This is a genomic window from Qipengyuania sp. SM2512, assembly GCF_054954005.1.
Genome location: NZ_CM143134.1, coordinates 3,083,245 through 3,101,444 on the forward strand (window position 1 = coordinate 3,083,245; position 18,200 = coordinate 3,101,444).

The window sequence follows — 18,200 nt, forward strand, 5'->3', positions numbered from 1 at the left end:
AGAGCGTGCAAACGGCTGGTCATCAAAACGACGGAGGATATGTGCCGCCATATCGCCTGGAAGCATGCGTCACCCGATGGCTCACCGCCCGGCGGGGACCCTATGGAGACAGAGATTTAGATGGCATGGAGGATTCGACAAGCGGCTGGGCGGTTGACCTTTCCAACGTCGCGAGCTGTAACCCCGGCAGCCCAACGGAACGGGCGCGAAGCAGGGGACACCGATGAAACGCGTTCGTCTATTTTTTCTTTTCGCAGCGACTTTCCTGATCGGATCTCAGGCTACAGCCCCCGAGGCCGTTGCTTACGGATTTTGTTCTCAACCGATGGCGCCGAGTGTCTTTCTATCCAAGCCGAACAAGCCGTTTTGCGCCAGCTCTAGAAGCTGCGACCAGTGGGAGGTCGATAGCTATCGCAATGAGGTGGATCAATATTTTCGGCAGCTTCAGCAGTATGCGAGAGACGTCGATGACTTTCACCGCCAAGCGGCGGATTACATCGAATGCATGGCTAAACTAGACTAAGGCGCTTCTAAAATCTACGGAACAGCAGGCCTGCGCCGCGTTTAGTGTCTTCGAGGGCATTCGGGACATTTCATTCCAGTATCGCGGCGGCGTTACGCTAGCGCCGGGTCGGGAACTAGCTGACATTGCCGCGCATTAGAGTGCCGCAAGGACGGAGCCCATCGACCCCAAGACCCGGCAAGGGCTGCGCCCTTGCACCTACCAGATCGCACCAGCGCAAAGCAGGTTCGCCGGCGAAGGAGCTTCCCGACATCTAACCGATCGGCCTCCGCGCAACCCATTGCGTGGACGCGCCCCAAGAACCTGTAGGTGACAAAATTGGCGATGGCGACATTGCTGCGGCTTGGCGGCTTTAGCAGTCTCCCTAAGACACGTTTCGTTCGAAAAGCACATGCACCTCTTCGCCTATCCGCTTCACAGCGCGCCAGCGAGAGTAGAAGAACTTCCTACCGTTTGCATCCTGATCGACCGTCGCAATGGGAGCCGGGCCGGTGGTGGGGCCCACACGCACTACGATAGAGTAGTTGGTGCGGTGATGGACAAGGTCACCAATTCTCCCTTCCTCAGCGATACTCGCCGGGTCGATTTCAATCGTGACGTTTTGGAGAACGCCGGCAACGCCTGGTGCTCGATCCGCGTAAAACCAATCATGGTCGGGGTTGTCTTGAGCCAAACGAACCAAGCAAAGCTGATCCACCAACATTGAGGCGACATATGGTGTGCCGCCCAAACTAGCTAGGAATGCAAACTCACCTTCCTTCATCTCGTTAGCGTGCTTCGCAATGATCTCTTTTGAAGGAAACATATCCTACCCCTATTTTCCTGGCGTTGCCTTGGTTAACTAACAGCGGAGGCAATACCAAGCGCAAATGCTCCCAAAGAAGCGCCCGCAAGACTAGCGGAGATTATGATTTGTTGGCGAAGGATCGGCATAATCGTTTTCATTTGACGCTTAGTCGAAGCATGAATCGCGCTTTCAAAAACGCTTAGGCGCAACAATTCTATTGAGGTGCCAATTACTGGACCGACCCTTATACCTGTCACGAGACCGTTGATACCTGTTGCGAGCGCAAGCCCGGCGCCGATGCTGAAGCAAACCAAAGGCGGACCTAACGGTCCGATCACGTCGCCTGACGCAGACAACACCGCTACGGCGCCACCGGAATTCATAGCTAGCAAAGATGCGAGGATCCAACGACCTAGGGCAGCGGCGCTGTCCTGCATGTTGCGGGCAATTTGCTGGAGCGATTCCACCCCGTTTAACGCGATCTCCCGAATTTGCGCCGCCTGGAGGTCGTTGGAGGGCAATAAGTCCTGCTCGGTATCATCATCTTGCATCACGGCATTGATGCACGTCCTAGAGATCGAGGCAATTTCCAATCATCAAATAAGCGGGATAACCGCGCAGATTAATGGCGCTAATAGGGTTCGGCTTGCGAGGCCCGCGGCGAACCCAACGCCCCACCCCCTACAGCCTTTGACCTCTGTTCCCTTCCTGTTCCATATGGAGAATGGCTCGTCACAAGCTCGATTCGGTGAATGATTTCGCCCGGAGGGGCTACAACCTCCGCATCCGCTGCCTGGGGTGCGAGCGGGTGATCGATGCCAGCGCGGTGGAGATGCTGCAGGAATTGCATCGACGACGCGCGTCACGACAGATCGAAGCAATGGAACACCGAATGCGCTGCCAGACTTGCGGGCATAGGGGCGCGCATATCAGCCCGGTGGAGAGTGAGTTCTAACGCGCCCTACTGAGTAGTCGCATTCCCAGATGGGTTGGCCATTGCCTCGATCGCCGCAAGCCTTTCCCGCCGCTTATGCTGGGCGACATACCAGTCAGAGAAAAGCATCTCGATCAGGCCAAGGAGTTGCTCAGCCTCCCCGGGCTCGACGTCGACGATAACGCCGTCGACCTCAGTCATATGCGCGCCGATATTGCCCTTGTCCTTGAGCACTCGCATCGCGGCGATCGTCTCCGGCTCGACACCTTTCGGAAGGTCGTCGGCCGCTAATCTCTCTTCGAGCTTCTCGATTTCGGCATACAATGTCCTTTCTTGGATCCCGCAAAAATCGCGGATCATCGCCTGGAGACATCGCCTCGCTAAAGTCGCTGAAGACTTTGGACTCAAGGAAATTATAGCCCAAGCTTCATTGTAATCTTCCAGCATCGGCAAAGGAACGCCTGCCGGAAAAGGTTTGCCACTAGTAGCAGGATAGACCTGCCCAACGAATATATCTTTGTAGGTGTATTCAACTGCGCGCATTTCTGTATTGAATTGTCCACCTCTAAACTGGACGTAGATAGTCAATTTATTGCAATCGGGGTCCGCACAACGCACGGCTTCGATGTCGGAATAGAGATGAGATTTTCCGTCGAATTCGGCTGCACGTCCCGGCGAAAGCACATCCTGCTTTTGATCTGTGGCTTCGGACGTGACGACCTGAGGCGTCCCGCAATGCGGACACAGAAAATTCATAATAGCTCCCCTCGCGGAATATTGCCCCGATTGACCCGTGATCCGGCATAAATGAGGTGAGGTCAACGAGTAGCCGCAGTGTTCATGCGGCGATGGTCGACGCCTGACTGAACGCAGGTCGCATCCGTATGCGGGGATGGCAGAACATTCCTAGATATGGCGGAAGGTCAGCATTATCTGGGCACGTTTCTGCAGAATTCGTTCGAGCTCAGAGCTTGTCGTAGTCGACCTCCAGACGATAATGACCGGCGCACTGATCTGGGTGCGGACAATTGTCTAGCGGCATGAGCGGCGCGTCAACCGCAGCGTAGGTGTGCTTTTCTATTTCAATGCAACCCGCACAAGGGCCTGCGGCCATGTTGTTCGCTACCGGACGGAAGCGAGCAGCAGAACCTACGCGACTCTCAGTCTCCCTCATACGCCGCAAGCAATGATCTCGCTTTTCCGCGACGGCAAGATAGCGTTTTGCCACACCTCAGTTCCTCATCGAGATAATCATTTCAGCGGCTTTCGCCCGTTAATGACAACTTCCCATCCGCAAGGGTGGCATGCCATTGCCGTATAGGGCCCACGCTGATCGTAGATCAGCAGCGATCTCTTTCGATTTGAGAAACAGTTTGGACATAGCCAGTGACCGTTTTTTGGATCGGGGTCCATGTCCTTCGGGACATAGGCAAACGCTCCCCTGCCTGTGTCCGCTAAAACATACTTCTCGGCCGCCGCGTCCCACTGATCGAACCGAGCGATCTCAGCACGGAGCCTGCTCACCTCTTCGCGCTGGTTCTGTGTTTCCTCTCGCGCATCTGAAAGTGCGACCTGTGCATCGCTTAAGCGATCGAGAAGGCCAATTTTCACCTCTGCGACCTCTGCAGCGGTGATGGTTGTATTTATACCCCGGGCAATGTCCATCGCCGCCTTAACGCCAGTCGTTGCGCTTAAAATTGCCTCGATCATAGGCTGCGTTCCCCAATACCTTGGAACGCAGCATCTATTGAGCGACAAGCCGAGTCAATTGCGTCCGCCTATGTTGCATCCATGTTGCACGGACGCGCCGGGACTTTGGCGAGAATGGCGGAAATCCGGGCCAAATCCCGTAACCCGCAGGGAATGCAGCATGGACCCAATCCGGGGCGGTATCGCGCCACCAGGCCAAAAATTGTATGATGAAAAAATTGGTAGCGGAGGAGGGACTCGAACCCCCGACACGCGGATTATGATTCCGCTGCTCTAACCAGCTGAGCTACTCCGCCCCAGGGGCACTGCGCGGGGGCTTAACCCTTGGCGCAGCTTCCCGCCAGCGCGGGAACAGGCGCGGCATTTAGGGCCGGGCCGCGGTGCGGTCAACCGCGAAAGGCGAAGCGGCGTACGAAGTCCCAGGGGCCGCCGCGGTAGCGGTGCAGCGCCAGCCCCGGGAAGGCGAAATCGCGCGGCTCGATCGTGCCCGTCAGCTGCGCCTGCAGGGCCTTGGCTTCCTTGGGCGCGACCTTGTTCTGGATCGTGACGTGCAGCCGCGGGCGGTGCTGGTCCTGCGCCGTGAGCAGCCCGTGGAGATGCTCGGCGATCGCGTCGCGCAGGTCGAGTATCCCGGGGCTCGTCAGCTTGAGCGCGGTGCCGCTCCCCAGCGGCATTAGGCCTTCGAGCCGCGCGCGGATCGGCGCGATGCCTCCCGCCTCGCGCGCCAGCAGCCGGCGCAGTTCGTCCTCGCATTGCGGCGGAATCGCGTGGAACAGCGTGACATGCGCTTCGAGATGATTGCGCTCGGGCGGGAAATGCGCGGTGCGCAGATCGGTCGCCCAGCGATGAAGCTCGGGCGGCAGTTCCGCCGTCAGGATGAGCGCGCCGTCCGACACCGCCGGTGCTACATTTCCCCGCGCTCGCGGCGCAGCGCGAACCATTTCTCGACGTTGCGATTGTGCTCGGCCAGCGTCTCGGCGAAGGCGTGCCCGCCGCTGCCGTCGGCGACCATGTAACGCGCGTCGGTCGTCTCGGGATCGAGCACCGCGGCGATCGCCTCGCGTCCGGGATTGGTGATCGGCCCCTTAGGCAGCCCGGTCATCGAATAGGTGTTGTAGTCGTTGATGTCGGCGATCTCCGACTGGCGGATGCGCCGGCCGAGCGGCTTGCCGCGGGTGATCGGATAGATGATCGTCGGATCGGCCTGAAGCATCATCCCGTCCCTGATCCGGTTCGAATAGAGCCCGGCAACCATGCGCCGCTCGCGCGCCACCCCGGTTTCCTTCTCGACGATCGAGGCGAGCGTCACCGCCTCGGCAATATCGTCCACCGCGATCCCGGGTTTGCGGCGCGGCCAGGCTTCGGCGAGATAGTTCTGCATCGCCGCCTGCATCCGCGCCAGCACTGCCGCGCGCTCTTCGCCGCGTTCGAAATCATAGCTGTCGGGCAGCACCGAACCTTCGACCGGGACGGGGATCTCGCCGGTGAGCAGCGGCTCCGCCATCAGCCGTTCGTGGACGATGATCGAGGGCGTGCCCTCGGGGATGGTGATCATCCGCCGGATCGGCTGCGAATGCTGGAGGATGTCGAGCAGCCTCGCCTGGCTGGCGCTGGCGGGCAGCAGGAATTCGCCCGCCTGGATGGGGTCGGAGGATCCGAGTATCTTGGCGCGCAGCAGGAAGGAATCGGCTGCGGCGATCACGCCGTCTTCTTCCATCTGGCGCGCCACCGAGGTCAGCGTCGCCCCCGACGGGACGATGAAGGCGGTATCCTCTTCGAGTTCGGCGCTGGAATACCAGCCGCTCGCAAACCAGATCGCGATCACCGCGACGAGGAGAACGAGCGCGGCCGCGGCGAGGCAGCCGATGCGCTTCATGTCAGTCCACCTTCTGCATGATCAGGCTGGCATTGGTGCCGCCGAATCCGAAGCTGTTGTTGAGGACCGCGCGCACTTCGCGCTTTCTCGCCACCAGCGGCACCAGATCGACGCCCTCGGTACCCTCGTCCGGATTGTGCAGGTTGAGCGTGGGCGGGACCACCTGATCGCGGATCGCGAGCAGGCAGAAGATCGCCTCGACCGCGCCCGCGCCGCCGAGCAGATGGCCGATCGCCGATTTGGTGCTCGACATCGAGGCGCCGCCCAGATCCTTGCCGAAGACCCGCATCGCGGCGGCCAGCTCGATCGTGTCGGCCATGGTGGAGGTGCCGTGGGCGTTGATGTAGTCGATATCGCCGGTGTCGAGCCCGGCCTTCTTGAGCGCCATCCGCATCGCCAGTTCGGCGCCCTTGCCCTCGGGATGCGGCGCGGTGACGTGATAGGCGTCGCCCGAGAGCCCGTAGCCGGTCACCTCGCCGTAGATCTTGGCGCCGCGTGCCTTCGCGCGCTCGTATTCCTCGAGCACGACCACGCCCGCGCCCTCGCCCATGACGAAACCGTCGCGGTCGCGGTCATAGGGGCGGCTGGCCTCGGTCGGGCGGTCGTTCATGCTCATGTTGAGCGCGCGCGCCTGCGCGAAACCGGCGATTCCGAGCGGATTGATCGTGCCTTCCGCCCCGCCCGCCAGCATCACGTCGGCATCGTCCGCCGCGATCATCCGCGCCGCGTCGCCGATCGAGTGCGCGCCGGTCGAACAGGCGGTGACCACCGAATGGTTGGGGCCCATGAAACCGTATTTAATCTGCACTTGCCCGGTGATGAGATTGATCAGCCGCCCGTGGACAAAATGCGGGCTGACCCGGCCCGGGCCGCGCTCGTGCAGATTGATCGATTCCTTCTCGATCCCCGGCAATCCGCCGATTCCCGAGCCGATCGAGCAGCCGGTGCGCATCTTCTCTTCTTCCGACATGTCGGTGAGACCGGCGTCTTCGAGCGCCTGCCCCGCGGCATCGATGCCGAAGATGATGAAGGGATCGACCTGGCGCTGGATCTTGGGATCGACGCGGCGATCGGGATCGAAGCCCCAGGGGTGATCCTTGGGCTTCACCTCGCAGGCGATCTGGCACTTGTAGTCCGAGGCGTCGAAATGGGTGATCGGCCCGGCGCCGCTCTCACCCGCGATAAGGTTTTTCCAGACCGTCTCGACATCGCTCCCCAGGGGGGTGACCAGACCAAGTCCCGTGACGACCACTCGACGCATGTGTCTCTCCGCAAAATGCAACAGGCCCGGCCCGCTACCGGGTCGGGCCTGTCCGGTCCCGCGCGCTCAGCGGCGGCGGGTTGAGCAGGTGTGCCCGATCAGCCCTTGTGCTCTTCGATGTACTTGGTGGCATCGCCGACGGTGGCGATCTTCTCGGCCGCGTCGTCGGGGATTTCCACGCCGAACTCTTCCTCGAACGCCATCACCAGTTCGACGATGTCGAGGCTGTCCGCGCCCAGATCGTCGATGAAGCTGGCTTCCTGGGTGACCTTGTCGGCCTCGACTCCGAGATGCTCGACGACAATCTTCTGCACGCGGTCGGCCGTATCGCTCATAATATTCTCTCTTGAGTTGGGGTTACCGAATTGTCTGTGGCCCTAATGAAGGCGGCGGGGGAGCGCAAGAGGGTGGCGTGGCCGATCCGCCCAAGGCTGGCGTAACGGCTGCGGGCGCTCCCCCTCGCGTTCAGTCGCCGATATTGTCGGTGCGCACCTTCTTCGCCTCATCCGCTTGCGGCGCCTCGACGGTGCGGATGCTGAGTTCGCGCAATTGCTTGGCGCTGACCACCGAGGGGGCGCCCATCATCAGATCCTGCGCGCGCTGGTTCATCGGGAAGGCGATCACCTCGCGGATGTTGGGTTCGTCGGCGAGCAGCATCACGATCCGGTCGATCCCCGGGGCCGAACCGCCATGCGGCGGCGCACCCAGCTTGAACGCCTCGATCATGCCCGAGAAATTGGCATCGACCTCGTCCTGCGAGTAACCGGCGATCTCGAACGCCTTGTACATGATCTCGGGCTTGTGGTTCCGAATCGCGCCCGAGCTCAGCTCGTAGCCGTTGCAGACAATGTCGTATTGCCAGGCGAGGATATCGAGCGGGTCCTGGCTTTCCAGCGCCTCCATCTCGCCTTGCGGCATCGAGAAGGGGTTGTGGCTGAAATCGACTCGCTTCAGCTCCTCGTCGTATTCGAACATCGGGAAATCGACGATCCAGCAGAATTTGAAGCAATTCTCCTCGATCAGCCCGAGCTCCTCGGCGACGCGGGTGCGCGCGGCCCCGGCCAGCTTGGCGGCGTCCTTCTCCTTGCCGGCGGCGAAGAACAGCCCGTCGTTCTCGCCCAGCCCGAGCTCCTCGTAGAGCTTCTGCATGCCTTCGGTGCCGTGGTTCTTGGCGATGGGGCCGCCGAACTCGCCGCCCTTGCGGGTGACATAGCCCAGCCCGGCGAAGCCCTCGCGGCGCGCCCACTCGTTCATGTCGTCGAAGAACTTGCGGCTCTTGTCCTGCGTGGCGGGTGCCGGGATCACCCGGACGCGCCCGCCGCCGCCGACGATCTTCTCGAACAGGCCGAAGCCGGACGAGTGGAAATGATCGGTGACGTCGGAAATGATCAGCGGGTTGCGCAGATCGGGCTTGTCCGAACCGTATTTGAGCAGCGCCTCGGCATAGGGGATACGCGGGAATTCGCCCGCGGGGGTCACGCTCTTGCCGCCCGAGAATTCCTCGAACACGCCCGCCAGCACCGGTTCGATCGTCTGGAAGACGTCTTCCTGCGTGACGAAGCTCATCTCGAAATCGAGCTGGTAGAATTCGGGTGCGCGGTCGGCGCGCAGGTCCTCGTCGCGGAAGCAGGGCGCGATCTGAAAATAGCGGTCGAAGCCCGAGACCATCAGCAGCTGCTTGAACATCTGCGGCGCCTGCGGAAGCGCGTAGAAGCGCCCGGGGTGAAGGCGGCTGGGCACCAGATAGTCGCGCGCGCCCTCGGGGCTCGAGGCACCCAGGATCGGGGTCTGGAACTCGGAGAAGCCCTGATCGATCATCCGCCCGCGCATGCTGGTGATCACGCGGTTGCGCAGCATGATATTGGCGTGGACCCGCTCGCGGCGCAGATCGATGAAGCGGTATTTGAGGCGGATATCCTCGGGATATTCCTGCTCGCCCGCGACCGGCAGCGGCAATTCGCCGGCGCGGCTCTGCACCGTCGCCGACCGCGCATAGACCTCGATCGCCCCGGTCGGCAGGTTGGCATTGACCGTTCCCTCGCTGCGCGCCTTGACCGTGCCGTCGATGGTGACCACCGATTCCAGCTTGAGCCCGTCGAGCAGCGCCAGCGCCTCGCTGTCCTCGTCGGCGACGATCTGCGTCATCCCGTAGTGATCGCGCAGATCGACGAACAGCACCCCGCCATGGTCGCGCTTCTTGTGGACCCAGCCCGACAGGCGCACGGTGTCGCCGACCTGCTCCTTGGTGAGCGCGGCGCAGGTGTGGGTACGATAGGCGTGCATCTGGAAGTCTTTCACATTTGGGATGTATGGCGCTAGGGGCGTCCATCGATTGGGCGTGGCGCGCTCCTTAGCAGGAAACGCGCGCGCTAACAGGGCATGACCCCAGCTTTGTCAAGGCGAGCGGTCGGCCGGGGGCGGTACTCCGCCCACAGAGAAGAAAAGAACGATGAAAATCCACGAACTGATTACCACCACCGACGCGCTGGCCGAACTGTGCGAGCGTCTGGCGAAGAGCGATTTCGTCACCGTCGACACCGAATTCATGCGCGAGAACACCTATTGGCCCGAGCTGTGCCTGGTGCAGATCGCCAACCAGGAAGAAGCGGCGGCGATCGATCCGCTGGCGGAGGGGATCGATCTCAAGCCGCTGTGGGATCTGATGTGCGACAATGAGGACGTGCTCAAGGTCTTCCACGCCGGCGGTCAGGACGTCGAGATCGTCCACAATTTCACCGGCAAGACCCCGCATCCCATCTTCGACACGCAGATCGCGAGCATGGCGATCAGCCAGTCCGAACAGATCGGCTATGCCAATCTGGTCGAAAGCTGGCTGGGCTTCACGGTCGACAAGGGCGCGCGCTTCACCGACTGGAGCCGCCGCCCGCTGACCGACCGCCAGATCGAATACGCCATCGGCGATGTGACTCATCTCTCGACCATCTTCCCGCGGATGCTCAAGAAGCTGATCAAGACCGGGCGCGGCGGCTGGCTCGATGCCGAGATGGACAAGCTTTCGGACCCGGCCAATTACGTCAACGAGCCGGGCGAGGCATGGAAGCGCATTCGCCAGCAGGGCCGCAACCCCGCGGTGCTCGGCCGGCTGAAGGCGCTCGCCGCCTGGCGCGAGAGCGAGGCGCAGCACAAGAACATCCCGCGCGGACGGATCGTGCGCGACGAGACGCTGTCCGATATCGCCGGTCATCCGCCCAAGAGCCAGGCCGATCTCGCCAAGGTCCGCGGTCTGTCCAACGCCTGGCGCGACAACGACATCGGCAAGCGAATGATGAAGGTGCTCGAGAAGGCCGAGCCGCTGGCCAAGGAAGAACTGCCCGAGAAGATGAAGCGCGGAGCGCCGCTGGGCAAGGAAGGCGCGCTGGTCGCCGACCTGCTCAAGCTGCTGCTCAAGATCCGCGCGCGCGAGATCGATGTCGCCTCGCGGCTGCTCACCCGCACCGAGGAGATGGAAGCGCTGGCCGCCGGGGTACGCGACCTGCCGATCCTCAAGGGCTGGCGCTACGAGGTGTTCGGCAAGGACGCGCTGGAACTGGTCGAGGGCCGCACAGCCTTCGCAGTTAAACGCGGCAAGCTGCACATGACGCACATGGAGAAATCCGCGCAGGAGGACTCCGACGGATTCGACGCGGACGATTTTTCGGACGACGACGGCACCTTCGAGGAGTTCGACGACCAGGATGGCGATGGGGCCGACGAGCTCGACGCCAGGCAGCCGGCCGGATGAGCACCTATCTGCCCACCATCAAGCAGCTGCAATATCTGGTTGCGCTGTATGAGCATGGGCATTTCGGGCGCGCCGCGGAAGCCAGCTTCGTCTCGCAATCCACGCTCAGCGCCGGAATCCGCGAGCTGGAATCGCTGCTGGGCGTGACGCTGGTCGAGCGCAGCCGCCGCGTGGTGCGGTTCACCGCGTTGGGCCAGGAAGTGACCGAGAAGGCGCATCGCATCCTGCGCGAAGCGGAAGAGCTGTCCGATCTGGTCAAGGCTGCGGGCAAGCCGCTCGCGGGCCAGCTGCGGATGAGCGTGATCCCGACCATCGCGCCTTTCATGCTGCCGCGCATCCTGCCGCGGCTGCGGCGCGAACGCCCCGACCTGAAACTGATGCTGCGCGAGGAAACCAGCGCCGACGCGGTCGAATCGCTCCAGCATGGCCGCGCCGATTGCGCGCTGCTGGCGCTGCCCTTCGCCACCGGCGAGGTCGAGATGGCGCATATCGCCGACGATTTGCTTTATGTGGCGCTGCCGCACGACGATCCGCGCGACCCGCCCGCCGAGATTCCGACGAGCATGCTCGAGGAAGGGCGGCTGCTGCTGCTCGAAGACGGGCACTGCCTGCGGGACCATGCGCTGGCAGCCTGCGACCGTCCGGGCCTGCGCGGTTCGGCGACGATGATCGCCACCAGCCTGCACACTCTGGTGCAGATGGTGGACAACGGGCTTGGCGTCACGATGCTGCCGCAGATGGCGATCGATGCCGGCATCCTGGAAGGCACCAGAGTCGTCGCCCGCCCGCTCGAGGAGGTCAATGCCAAGCGGGAGATCGCGCTGATCTGGCGCAAGAACTCGCCGCGGCGCAGCGATTTCGAATTGCTCGCCGGGGAATTGCGCGCCGGCTGAGCGAAACATGCCGGGAGGCCGAATCGTGGGTTGTCTCGCCTCCAATCGCCGTCATTGCGAGGAGCGCAGCGACGCGGCAAACCATGGCCGTCCATCGGCCACAACCGACCCTCCGTTCAGTCCATGTGCTTGAGGCCGACCCGCAGATAGTCCCAGCCGGTGATCAGCGTCAGGATCGCGGCAGCCCATAGCGTCCAGATCCCCACCGTATGCGGCACGTTGAACACGGTTTCCGCGGCGATGAAATTCCAGCCCGGCAGCGCGCCCGCCAGGATCAGCGCGCCCAGCGAGACCATCTGGAATGTGGTCTTCCATTTCGCCAGCCGGCTGACCGGCATCGAGACCTGCAACCCGCCGAGGAATTCGCGCAGGCCCGACACCGCGATCTCGCGCACCAGAATGATCAGCCCGGCGATGACGTGGAAATCGCCGACCAGCGGTCCGCGCAGCCAGCCCTGCGCGGTCAGCACCAGAATCACCGCAGCGATCATGATCTTGTCCGCGATCGGATCGAGGAACACCCCCAGCCGACTCACCGCGCCGCTCGACCGCGCGAGATAGCCGTCGAAATAGTCGGTAATCCCCATCAGGCAGTAGAGCGCGAAAGCCAGCGCATAGCCCAATTGCCAGCCGGGCCACCACAGCAGGAAGGCCAGCAGCGGAACCGCGACGATGCGCGAAAGCGTCAGGATGTTGGGCAGCGTCAGCATCGCCACTCTCCTAGCGCGGGATCGGGGCGCGCAAAAGCGCTGGTTTCTCCTTTGTCGCTTGGTGCGGGTGCTCTAGGGGCGGGCAAACTGTCTTTCCAAGGACATGCTCGCGGATATGACCACGACGACAAGATTGCTCACCAGAAGGCGCTTCCTGCCGCTGTTCTGCACGCAATTGCTCAACGCCTTCAACGACAACCTCTACAAGACCGCGATGGTGCTGTTCGTGGTCTACAGCCTCTACAATTCCGAAGAAAACGAATCGATGTTCTCGGGCATCGCCTCGGCGCTGTTCATCATCCCCTTCGTCGTCTTCTCCGCCATCGCCGGGCAGCTCGCGGACATGCGCGACAAGGCGCGGATCATCCGCATCGTCAAATTGTGCGAATTCGGGATCATGACGCTGGGGGCCATCGGCCTGTTTCTCGCCTGGCGCGGGATCGCGGTGGATGCGTTCGCGATTCCGCTGATGCTGTTTGCGCTCTTCCTCGCCGGCGTGCAGTCGACGTTCCTGGGTCCGATCAAATATGCGATCCTGCCGCAGCACCTGCGCAAAAGAGAAGTGCTGGCGGGCACCGGGCTGGTCGAGGCCGGAACCTATGTCGCCATCCTTGCGGGCACCATCCTGGCCGGTGTCATCCCGGTCGAATACGCCGCTGCGGGCATCCTGGCGACTGCGGTGGTGGGCTATCTGGTCAGCCGGCAGATCCCCCCCGCCCCGCCTATGGGCGAGGTCGAGGCCATCGACTGGAACGTGTGGCGCAGCTCGATCCGGCTGATCTCGGGTTGCATGCACGACCGGCAGGTCTGGTATGCGATCCTCGCGATCAGCTTCTTCTGGACGATCGGCGCGGTGCTGTTCATCCAGTTCCCGCCGCTGGCCAAGAACGTGCTGATGGCGAGCAAGGAAGTCGCCAGCCTGTTCCTCGTGATGTTCTCGATCGGCATCGCGATCGGATCGGTCAGCATCAACGCGCTGCTCAAGAACGAGGTTTCGGCGCGATACGCGCCGGCAGCGGTGATCGTGATGGGAATGTTCGTGATCGGGTTCTATCTGATCGCGCGCAGCTGGACCGGCGATGCCTCGGGCGGCCAGTTGAGCCTGGGTGAGTTCGTGGTTCAGCCGATGGCGGCGTTGCTGCTGCTCAGCCTGCTCGGGATCGCGATCGCCGGAGGCATGTTCGTGGTGCCGCTCTACGCCTTCCTGACCACCAGGGTCGCGCCGGAGCTTGCCTCGCGCACCATAGCGGCGAACAATATCGTCAATTCCTTCGCCATGGTCGGCGGCTCGCTGCTGGCGATGGGCCTTACCGCGCTGGGGATGGCGGTGATCGAACAGGTGCTGCTCAGCGCCGCGATGTGTCTGATCTCGGCCTGGCTGGGGAGCCGGCTCTACCGAATCGAACTCGCCGGAGCGGCGGTCGTCTAGACCAGAAAGGCGAGCGTCGCGGCGAAAGTGGCGAAATAGGTCGTCGCCACACCCCGGACGTCGCTCGCGGTCAGCCGCCAGGATTGCGGCGACGTTTCGCCCTCCTCGCGCTTGCGCACATGCGGCGGAAGGCTGGCGCGAAAAGGGTGGCGCGCGGTTTCATCGGTGAGGACTAGCGATCTTCTCATGATGCAGCGTTAACCATTTGGTAACCATATTGCTCCCCCCGAAATGCGAATTGCTCCGTTCTGGCACAGGACCGGGCGGCGGTGCGCGCCGCCAGGAGTTGCTCGCCGATTGCCTGCGCCCTCCTGCCCGGTTAATCCCACCCGATGACTGACCCATTTCCCGCCGGCGCGACGCCGGGTGCCGCCCGCCTGCTGGTCGATTGCCTGATCGAACAGGGCTGCGACCGCATCTTCACCGTACCGGGCGAGAGCTTCCTGCCCGTGCTCGACGCACTGCACGGCGAGACCCGCGTCGATGTGGTGACCTGCCGGCAGGAAGGCGGCGCCGCCTTCATGGCCTGCGCCGATGGGACCATGACCGGGCGGCCGGGCGTGTGCTTCGTCACCCGCGGACCGGGCGCCACCAATGCCAGTATCGGGGTCCATGTCGCGATGCAGGATTCGCAGCCGATGATCCTCTTCGTCGGCGATGTCGCCTCCTCAATGCGCGACCGCGAGGGGTTCCAGGAAATGGATTTCGCCGCCTTCTTCGGGCCGATCTGCAAATGGGCCGCGCGGATCGACGACGAAGCGCGGATTCCCGAATATGTCGCCCGCGCCTATGCTACCGCCATCTCGGGGCGTCCGGGGCCAGTGGTGCTGGCGCTGCCCGAGGACATGCTCGGCCGCGCGGTCGAGGCCGTGCCGCGCCCCTTCGTCGCGCGCCCCGCACAGGCGCCCTGCCCCGATGCGATGCAGGCGCTGATGGCGCTGATCGCCGATGCCGCCTCTCCCATCGCCATCATCGGCGGCGCGGGCTGGAACGCCAAGGCGCGGCAGCATTTCCAGCTGTTCGCCGAGCGGCTCGGCCTGCCCGTCGCGACCGCCTTCCGCCGCCAGGATGCGATCAGCCCATCGAGCGCGGTCTATGCCGGCAATCTAGGCTATGGACCCAACCCGAAGCTGGTCGAGCGGGTCAAGAATGCCGATCTCGTCATCGCGGTCGGCGCCCGGCTCGGCGAGGCGACTACCGACGGCTACTCCGTGCCCGCGCTGGCCGGACCCGAGCGAACGCTGGTCCACATCCACCCCGACCCGGAGGAATTGTCGCGGGTGTACCAGACCGATCTCGCGATCTGCGCCGACATGGCCGAATTCGCCGAATCCGCCGCTTTATGGGACGATGAGGCCCCGATCGATTTCGACGCCGGGGCGCAGGCGCATGCCGAATGGGAAGAGTGGTCCACCGCGCTCCCCACCGACCATGCGCTCGACATGGGGGCCTGCGTCCAGTTCATGCGCGACACCCTCCCCGCGGACACCATCATCTGCAACGGCGCGGGCAATTTTTCGGGCTGGTGGCACCGCTACTGGCGCTACGAGGGCTTTCCCACGCAGCTCGCCCCCACCGCAGGAGCCATGGGTTACGGCGTCCCCGCCGCGGTCGCCGCCGCGCGGCGCTTCCCCGACCGCACCGTGGTCGCGGTGGCGGGTGACGGCGATTTCCTGATGAACGGGCAGGAACTGGCCACCGCCGTCCAGCACGGCTGCGACATGATCGCGATCGTGGTCGACAATGGCGCCTATGGCACCATCCGCATGCATCAGGAGCGCGAGTTCCCCGCGCGGATCTCGGCCACCGAGCTCATCAATCCCGATTTCGCTGCGCTGGCGCAGGCCTTCGGCGGCTGGTCCGCACGCGCCGAAACCACGCAGCAGTTCAAGGATGCGCTGGTTGCGGCAAAGGGACGCTCAGGCTTGCGCCTGATCCACGCCCGCATCGACATCGAGCAGTTGGCCGCCAGCGGCGCGAGCGTCAGCGGCTTGCGCGCCCACGCAACCGCCTCAGATCCCGGCCATGCCTAGGATCACCGACCATTCGTCGGGCTGAATTTCGGCGACCGAGAGCCGCGAATAGCGCACCAGCTGGCACTCGGCGAGCTTGGGCTCGGCCTTGATCTGCTTGAGCGTCACCGGGTGCGGCAGCTTGGTCTTGGGCTTGACCTTGACCGCGGCCCATTTGCCCTCGGGATCGGTCGGATCGGTGATGCCGGCCACGCTGATCTCGCAGATCCCGACGATCTCGAGCCCTTCGCGCGAGTGGTAGAAGAACGCCTGGTCGCCCACCGCCATCGCCGCGAGATTGTTCTTGGCCTGGTGGTTGCGCACCCCGTCCCAGGTGCCCTCGCCCTCGGCTTCGAGATCCTCCCAGCCATATTTGAACGGTTCGGATTTCATCAGCCAGTAGCGCAGCATGGCGGGAGGGTCCTTGTATACGGGGAAGTGTTGGGGGGCGAGTGTCGCGGGATTTCGTCGCGGCGTGGATAGGCAATCCTGTCCCGCTCCGCCACCGCCAATCCGGAGCTCTCCTGCTCGCACGGCGCCACCGGACGGCGCGCTTAACCGGTTCTTCAGCCTCTTCGGGCATAGCTTGCGCGGTCGCTCAGCATAAAGGGGGGCGAATCTTGACCGCCGAATCAACGTCATTCCGCGAGGCAGTGAGCGCGAAATTCTCAACTTCCGTTCGCCGGGAAAGGGACTTCGTCGCATTCGGAATCGCTGCCGCCGCGATCATCCTGTTCATCGGCACCGGTGGAACGGTCATGCCGAAATTGGTGAGCGCATGGCGCGGGCTGACCGAACAGCCCGATGTGCTGCTGACCAACGCGCTGCTGCTCAACATCGCGCTGATCCTGCTGGGCTGGAACCGCTACAAGTCGATGAATACGGAACTGGGCGAGCGCCGCCGCTCGGAAGAGGAGGCGCGGCGGCTCGCGCAAATCGACCCGCTCACCGACTGTTACAACCGCCGCAGCATCGCCCCGGCCATGGCCGAGCTGCTCGCCGAAGCCGAAAGCCAAGGCAGGGCGCTGGCCGTCATTCTGGTCGATCTCGACAATTTCAAACAGGTCAACGATCTCAACGGCCACAACACCGGCGATGCGGTCCTGACCGAGACTTCTGAACGGATGGGCGACATCCTCCCCGCCGATGCCCTGCTCGCGCGGCTGGGCGGCGACGAGTTCGCCGCGGCGGTGGTCTATGATCCGGTCATGCCCGGCAAGATCGAGCATCTCGCCTCGCTGCTGATCGAGCGCGTGGCGCAGCCGATTGTGGTCAAGGACACCGTCATCGAGATCACCATGTCGGTGGGCATCGCCAGCAGCGTCAATCTCGTCGAGCCCGCGGATGCGGAGGTCTCGACCCGGCTGATCCACAAGGCCGATATCGCGATGTATCAGGCCAAGAAGCAGGGCAAGAACCGCCTGTTCTGGTTCGAACCGGCGATGGAACAGGAATTGCGCTTCCGCAACGAGCTGGAAAGCGGCATCCGCAAGGGGATCGCCAAGGGCGAATTCGTCCCCTTCTACGAACAGCAGATCGACCTCGAGACCGGCGAGCTGGTCGGCTTCGAAATGCTGGCGCGCTGGCTTTCGCCCGACATGGGGATCGTCGGCCCGGACATCTTCATCCCGATCGCCGAGGAAATCGGCGTGGTCGCGGAAATGTCCGAGAAGCTGATGCAGCAGGCTTTCGAGGACGCCAAGCGCTGGAACCCGAGGCTCACCCTGTCGGTCAATATTTCCCCGGTGCAGATGCGCGATCCATGGTTTGCGCAAAAGCTGCTCAAGCTGCTGTTGCAACACAATTTTCCGCCCTCGCGGCTCGACATCGAGATCACCGAGAGCGCGCTGCACGACAATGTCGGACTGGTGCGCAGCATGATCACCAGCCTGCGCAACCAGGGTGTGAAGGTCAGTCTCGACGATTTCGGCACCGGCTATGCCAGCCTGTCGCAATTGCGTTCGCTCCCCTTCGACCGGATCAAGATCGACCGCAGCTTCATCCGCGAGCTCAACACCGGCGAGGAGGGCTCCAATCTGGTCGATGCGATTATCTCGATGGGCAACGGGCTCAAGATGCCGATCACCGCGGAAGGGATCGAGAACGAAGTGGTGCTCGAGATGCTGCGCAAGATGGGCGGCCTCAAGGGACAGGGCTATCATTACGGCCGCCCCGAACCCGCCGACGAGGTGCTGACGCGGCTCCACAACAGCGGCCTGCTTTCGGGAAGCGAGACCCGGACCAGCGATCGACTGCCCCGGCCGATCGTCGGCAATCGCGCGGTCTGATCCGTCCCGGGGTGGAATTTCGCCGCCCGGCGGCA

The 18,200-nt window shown here is 63.2% G+C and carries 19 protein-coding genes and 1 tRNA gene; 7 read left to right on the top strand and 13 right to left on the bottom strand.

Annotated features, from left to right (window positions below):
- Positions 1 to 223: 223 nt before the first annotated feature.
- Positions 224 to 523, top strand: coding sequence for a hypothetical protein (locus tag ACQ5J0_RS15170; protein WP_462568415.1), 300 nt, complete (start codon positions 224 to 226; stop codon positions 521 to 523).
- A gap of 364 nt (positions 524 to 887) precedes the next feature.
- Here the strand turns inward: ACQ5J0_RS15170 and ACQ5J0_RS15175 are convergent, their stop codons facing one another.
- Together ACQ5J0_RS15175 and ACQ5J0_RS15180 are read right to left on the bottom strand one after the other, a co-directional pair.
- Positions 888 to 1,328: a hypothetical protein gene (locus ACQ5J0_RS15175; RefSeq protein WP_462568416.1), complete on the bottom strand. Its 441-nt coding sequence runs from the start codon at positions 1,326 to 1,328 to the stop codon at positions 888 to 890.
- Positions 1,329 to 1,360: 32 nt separating this feature from the next.
- The gene (locus ACQ5J0_RS15180; RefSeq protein ID WP_462568417.1) at positions 1,361 to 1,861 is read right to left on the bottom strand and encodes a hypothetical protein; all 501 of its coding nucleotides are present in this window, start codon (positions 1,859 to 1,861) and stop codon (positions 1,361 to 1,363) included.
- 173 nt (positions 1,862 to 2,034) lie between these two features.
- Between ACQ5J0_RS15180 and ACQ5J0_RS15185 the strand changes: the two genes are divergently transcribed.
- Positions 2,035 to 2,265, top strand: coding sequence for a hypothetical protein (locus ACQ5J0_RS15185; RefSeq protein WP_462568418.1), 231 nt, complete (start codon positions 2,035 to 2,037; stop codon positions 2,263 to 2,265).
- Positions 2,266 to 2,271: 6 nt separating this feature from the next.
- Here ACQ5J0_RS15185 and ACQ5J0_RS15190 read toward each other — a convergent pair whose 3' ends face one another.
- The 8 genes from ACQ5J0_RS15190 to aspS form a co-directional block, all read right to left on the bottom strand.
- On the bottom strand, positions 2,272 to 3,000 hold the full coding sequence (locus ACQ5J0_RS15190; protein WP_462568419.1) for a DUF4145 domain-containing protein: 729 nt from the start codon (positions 2,998 to 3,000) through the stop codon (positions 2,272 to 2,274).
- 495 nt (positions 3,001 to 3,495) lie between these two features.
- Positions 3,496 to 3,954 (bottom strand): hypothetical protein, encoded by a 459-nt coding sequence (locus ACQ5J0_RS15195; RefSeq protein ID WP_462568420.1) that lies wholly within the window; start codon positions 3,952 to 3,954, stop codon positions 3,496 to 3,498.
- 219 nt (positions 3,955 to 4,173) lie between these two features.
- Positions 4,174 to 4,250, bottom strand: a tRNA-Met gene (locus ACQ5J0_RS15200).
- Between the two features lie 90 nt (positions 4,251 to 4,340).
- Positions 4,341 to 4,850, bottom strand: coding sequence for a 2'-5' RNA ligase family protein (locus ACQ5J0_RS15205; protein WP_462568421.1), 510 nt, complete (start codon positions 4,848 to 4,850; stop codon positions 4,341 to 4,343).
- Between the two features lie 8 nt (positions 4,851 to 4,858).
- The gene (mltG, locus tag ACQ5J0_RS15210; protein WP_462568422.1) at positions 4,859 to 5,830 is read right to left on the bottom strand and encodes an endolytic transglycosylase MltG; all 972 of its coding nucleotides are present in this window, start codon (positions 5,828 to 5,830) and stop codon (positions 4,859 to 4,861) included.
- A 1-nt stretch (position 5,831) separates the two neighbouring features.
- Positions 5,832 to 7,091 carry a beta-ketoacyl-ACP synthase II gene (gene fabF, locus ACQ5J0_RS15215; protein ID WP_462568423.1) on the bottom strand — a complete coding sequence of 420 codons (1,260 nt, stop codon included), beginning with the start codon at positions 7,089 to 7,091 and terminating at the stop codon, positions 5,832 to 5,834.
- Between the two features lie 98 nt (positions 7,092 to 7,189).
- Positions 7,190 to 7,426 carry an acyl carrier protein gene (locus ACQ5J0_RS15220; RefSeq protein ID WP_057883643.1) on the bottom strand — a complete coding sequence of 79 codons (237 nt, stop codon included), beginning with the start codon at positions 7,424 to 7,426 and terminating at the stop codon, positions 7,190 to 7,192.
- Positions 7,427 to 7,556: 130 nt separating this feature from the next.
- Positions 7,557 to 9,374 (bottom strand): aspartate--tRNA ligase, encoded by a 1,818-nt coding sequence (gene aspS / locus ACQ5J0_RS15225; protein ID WP_462568424.1) that lies wholly within the window; start codon positions 9,372 to 9,374, stop codon positions 7,557 to 7,559.
- A gap of 166 nt (positions 9,375 to 9,540) precedes the next feature.
- Here aspS and rnd point away from each other — a divergent pair, with 166 nt between their 5' ends.
- Together rnd and ACQ5J0_RS15235 are read left to right on the top strand one after the other, a co-directional pair.
- A complete protein-coding gene (rnd, locus tag ACQ5J0_RS15230; RefSeq protein ID WP_462568425.1) occupies positions 9,541 to 10,833 on the top strand; it encodes a ribonuclease D in 1,293 nt (430 codons plus the stop codon).
- The gene (locus ACQ5J0_RS15235) at positions 10,830 to 11,726 is read left to right on the top strand and encodes a LysR substrate-binding domain-containing protein (protein ID WP_462568426.1); all 897 of its coding nucleotides are present in this window, start codon (positions 10,830 to 10,832) and stop codon (positions 11,724 to 11,726) included. Before rnd ends, ACQ5J0_RS15235 begins: the two co-directional genes overlap by 4 nt.
- 116 nt (positions 11,727 to 11,842) lie before the next feature.
- Here the strand turns inward: ACQ5J0_RS15235 and pgsA are convergent, their stop codons facing one another.
- Positions 11,843 to 12,436: a CDP-diacylglycerol--glycerol-3-phosphate 3-phosphatidyltransferase gene (gene pgsA / locus ACQ5J0_RS15240; protein WP_462568427.1), complete on the bottom strand. Its 594-nt coding sequence runs from the start codon at positions 12,434 to 12,436 to the stop codon at positions 11,843 to 11,845.
- 115 nt (positions 12,437 to 12,551) lie between these two features.
- On the opposite strand from pgsA, the gene ACQ5J0_RS15245 reads away from it, so the two are divergent.
- On the top strand, positions 12,552 to 13,865 hold the full coding sequence (locus tag ACQ5J0_RS15245) for an MFS transporter (protein WP_462568428.1): 1,314 nt from the start codon (positions 12,552 to 12,554) through the stop codon (positions 13,863 to 13,865).
- On the opposite strand, the gene ACQ5J0_RS15250 is transcribed toward ACQ5J0_RS15245, so the two are convergent.
- Positions 13,862 to 14,053 (bottom strand): hypothetical protein, encoded by a 192-nt coding sequence (locus tag ACQ5J0_RS15250; RefSeq protein ID WP_462568429.1) that lies wholly within the window; start codon positions 14,051 to 14,053, stop codon positions 13,862 to 13,864. The two genes, ACQ5J0_RS15245 and ACQ5J0_RS15250, sit on opposite strands and share 4 nt — an antisense overlap.
- 144 nt (positions 14,054 to 14,197) lie before the next feature.
- On the opposite strand from ACQ5J0_RS15250, the gene ACQ5J0_RS15255 reads away from it, so the two are divergent.
- On the top strand, positions 14,198 to 15,898 hold the full coding sequence (locus ACQ5J0_RS15255; RefSeq protein WP_462568430.1) for a thiamine pyrophosphate-binding protein: 1,701 nt from the start codon (positions 14,198 to 14,200) through the stop codon (positions 15,896 to 15,898).
- Here ACQ5J0_RS15255 and ACQ5J0_RS15260 read toward each other — a convergent pair.
- Positions 15,878 to 16,288: an EVE domain-containing protein gene (locus tag ACQ5J0_RS15260; RefSeq protein ID WP_462568431.1), complete on the bottom strand. Its 411-nt coding sequence runs from the start codon at positions 16,286 to 16,288 to the stop codon at positions 15,878 to 15,880. The genes ACQ5J0_RS15255 and ACQ5J0_RS15260 overlap by 21 nt on opposite strands.
- Before the next feature lie 347 nt (positions 16,289 to 16,635).
- On the opposite strand from ACQ5J0_RS15260, the gene ACQ5J0_RS15265 reads away from it, so the two are divergent.
- Positions 16,636 to 18,165 carry a putative bifunctional diguanylate cyclase/phosphodiesterase gene (locus ACQ5J0_RS15265; protein WP_462568432.1) on the top strand — a complete coding sequence of 510 codons (1,530 nt, stop codon included), beginning with the start codon at positions 16,636 to 16,638 and terminating at the stop codon, positions 18,163 to 18,165.
- Positions 18,166 to 18,200: the final 35 nt, after the last annotated feature.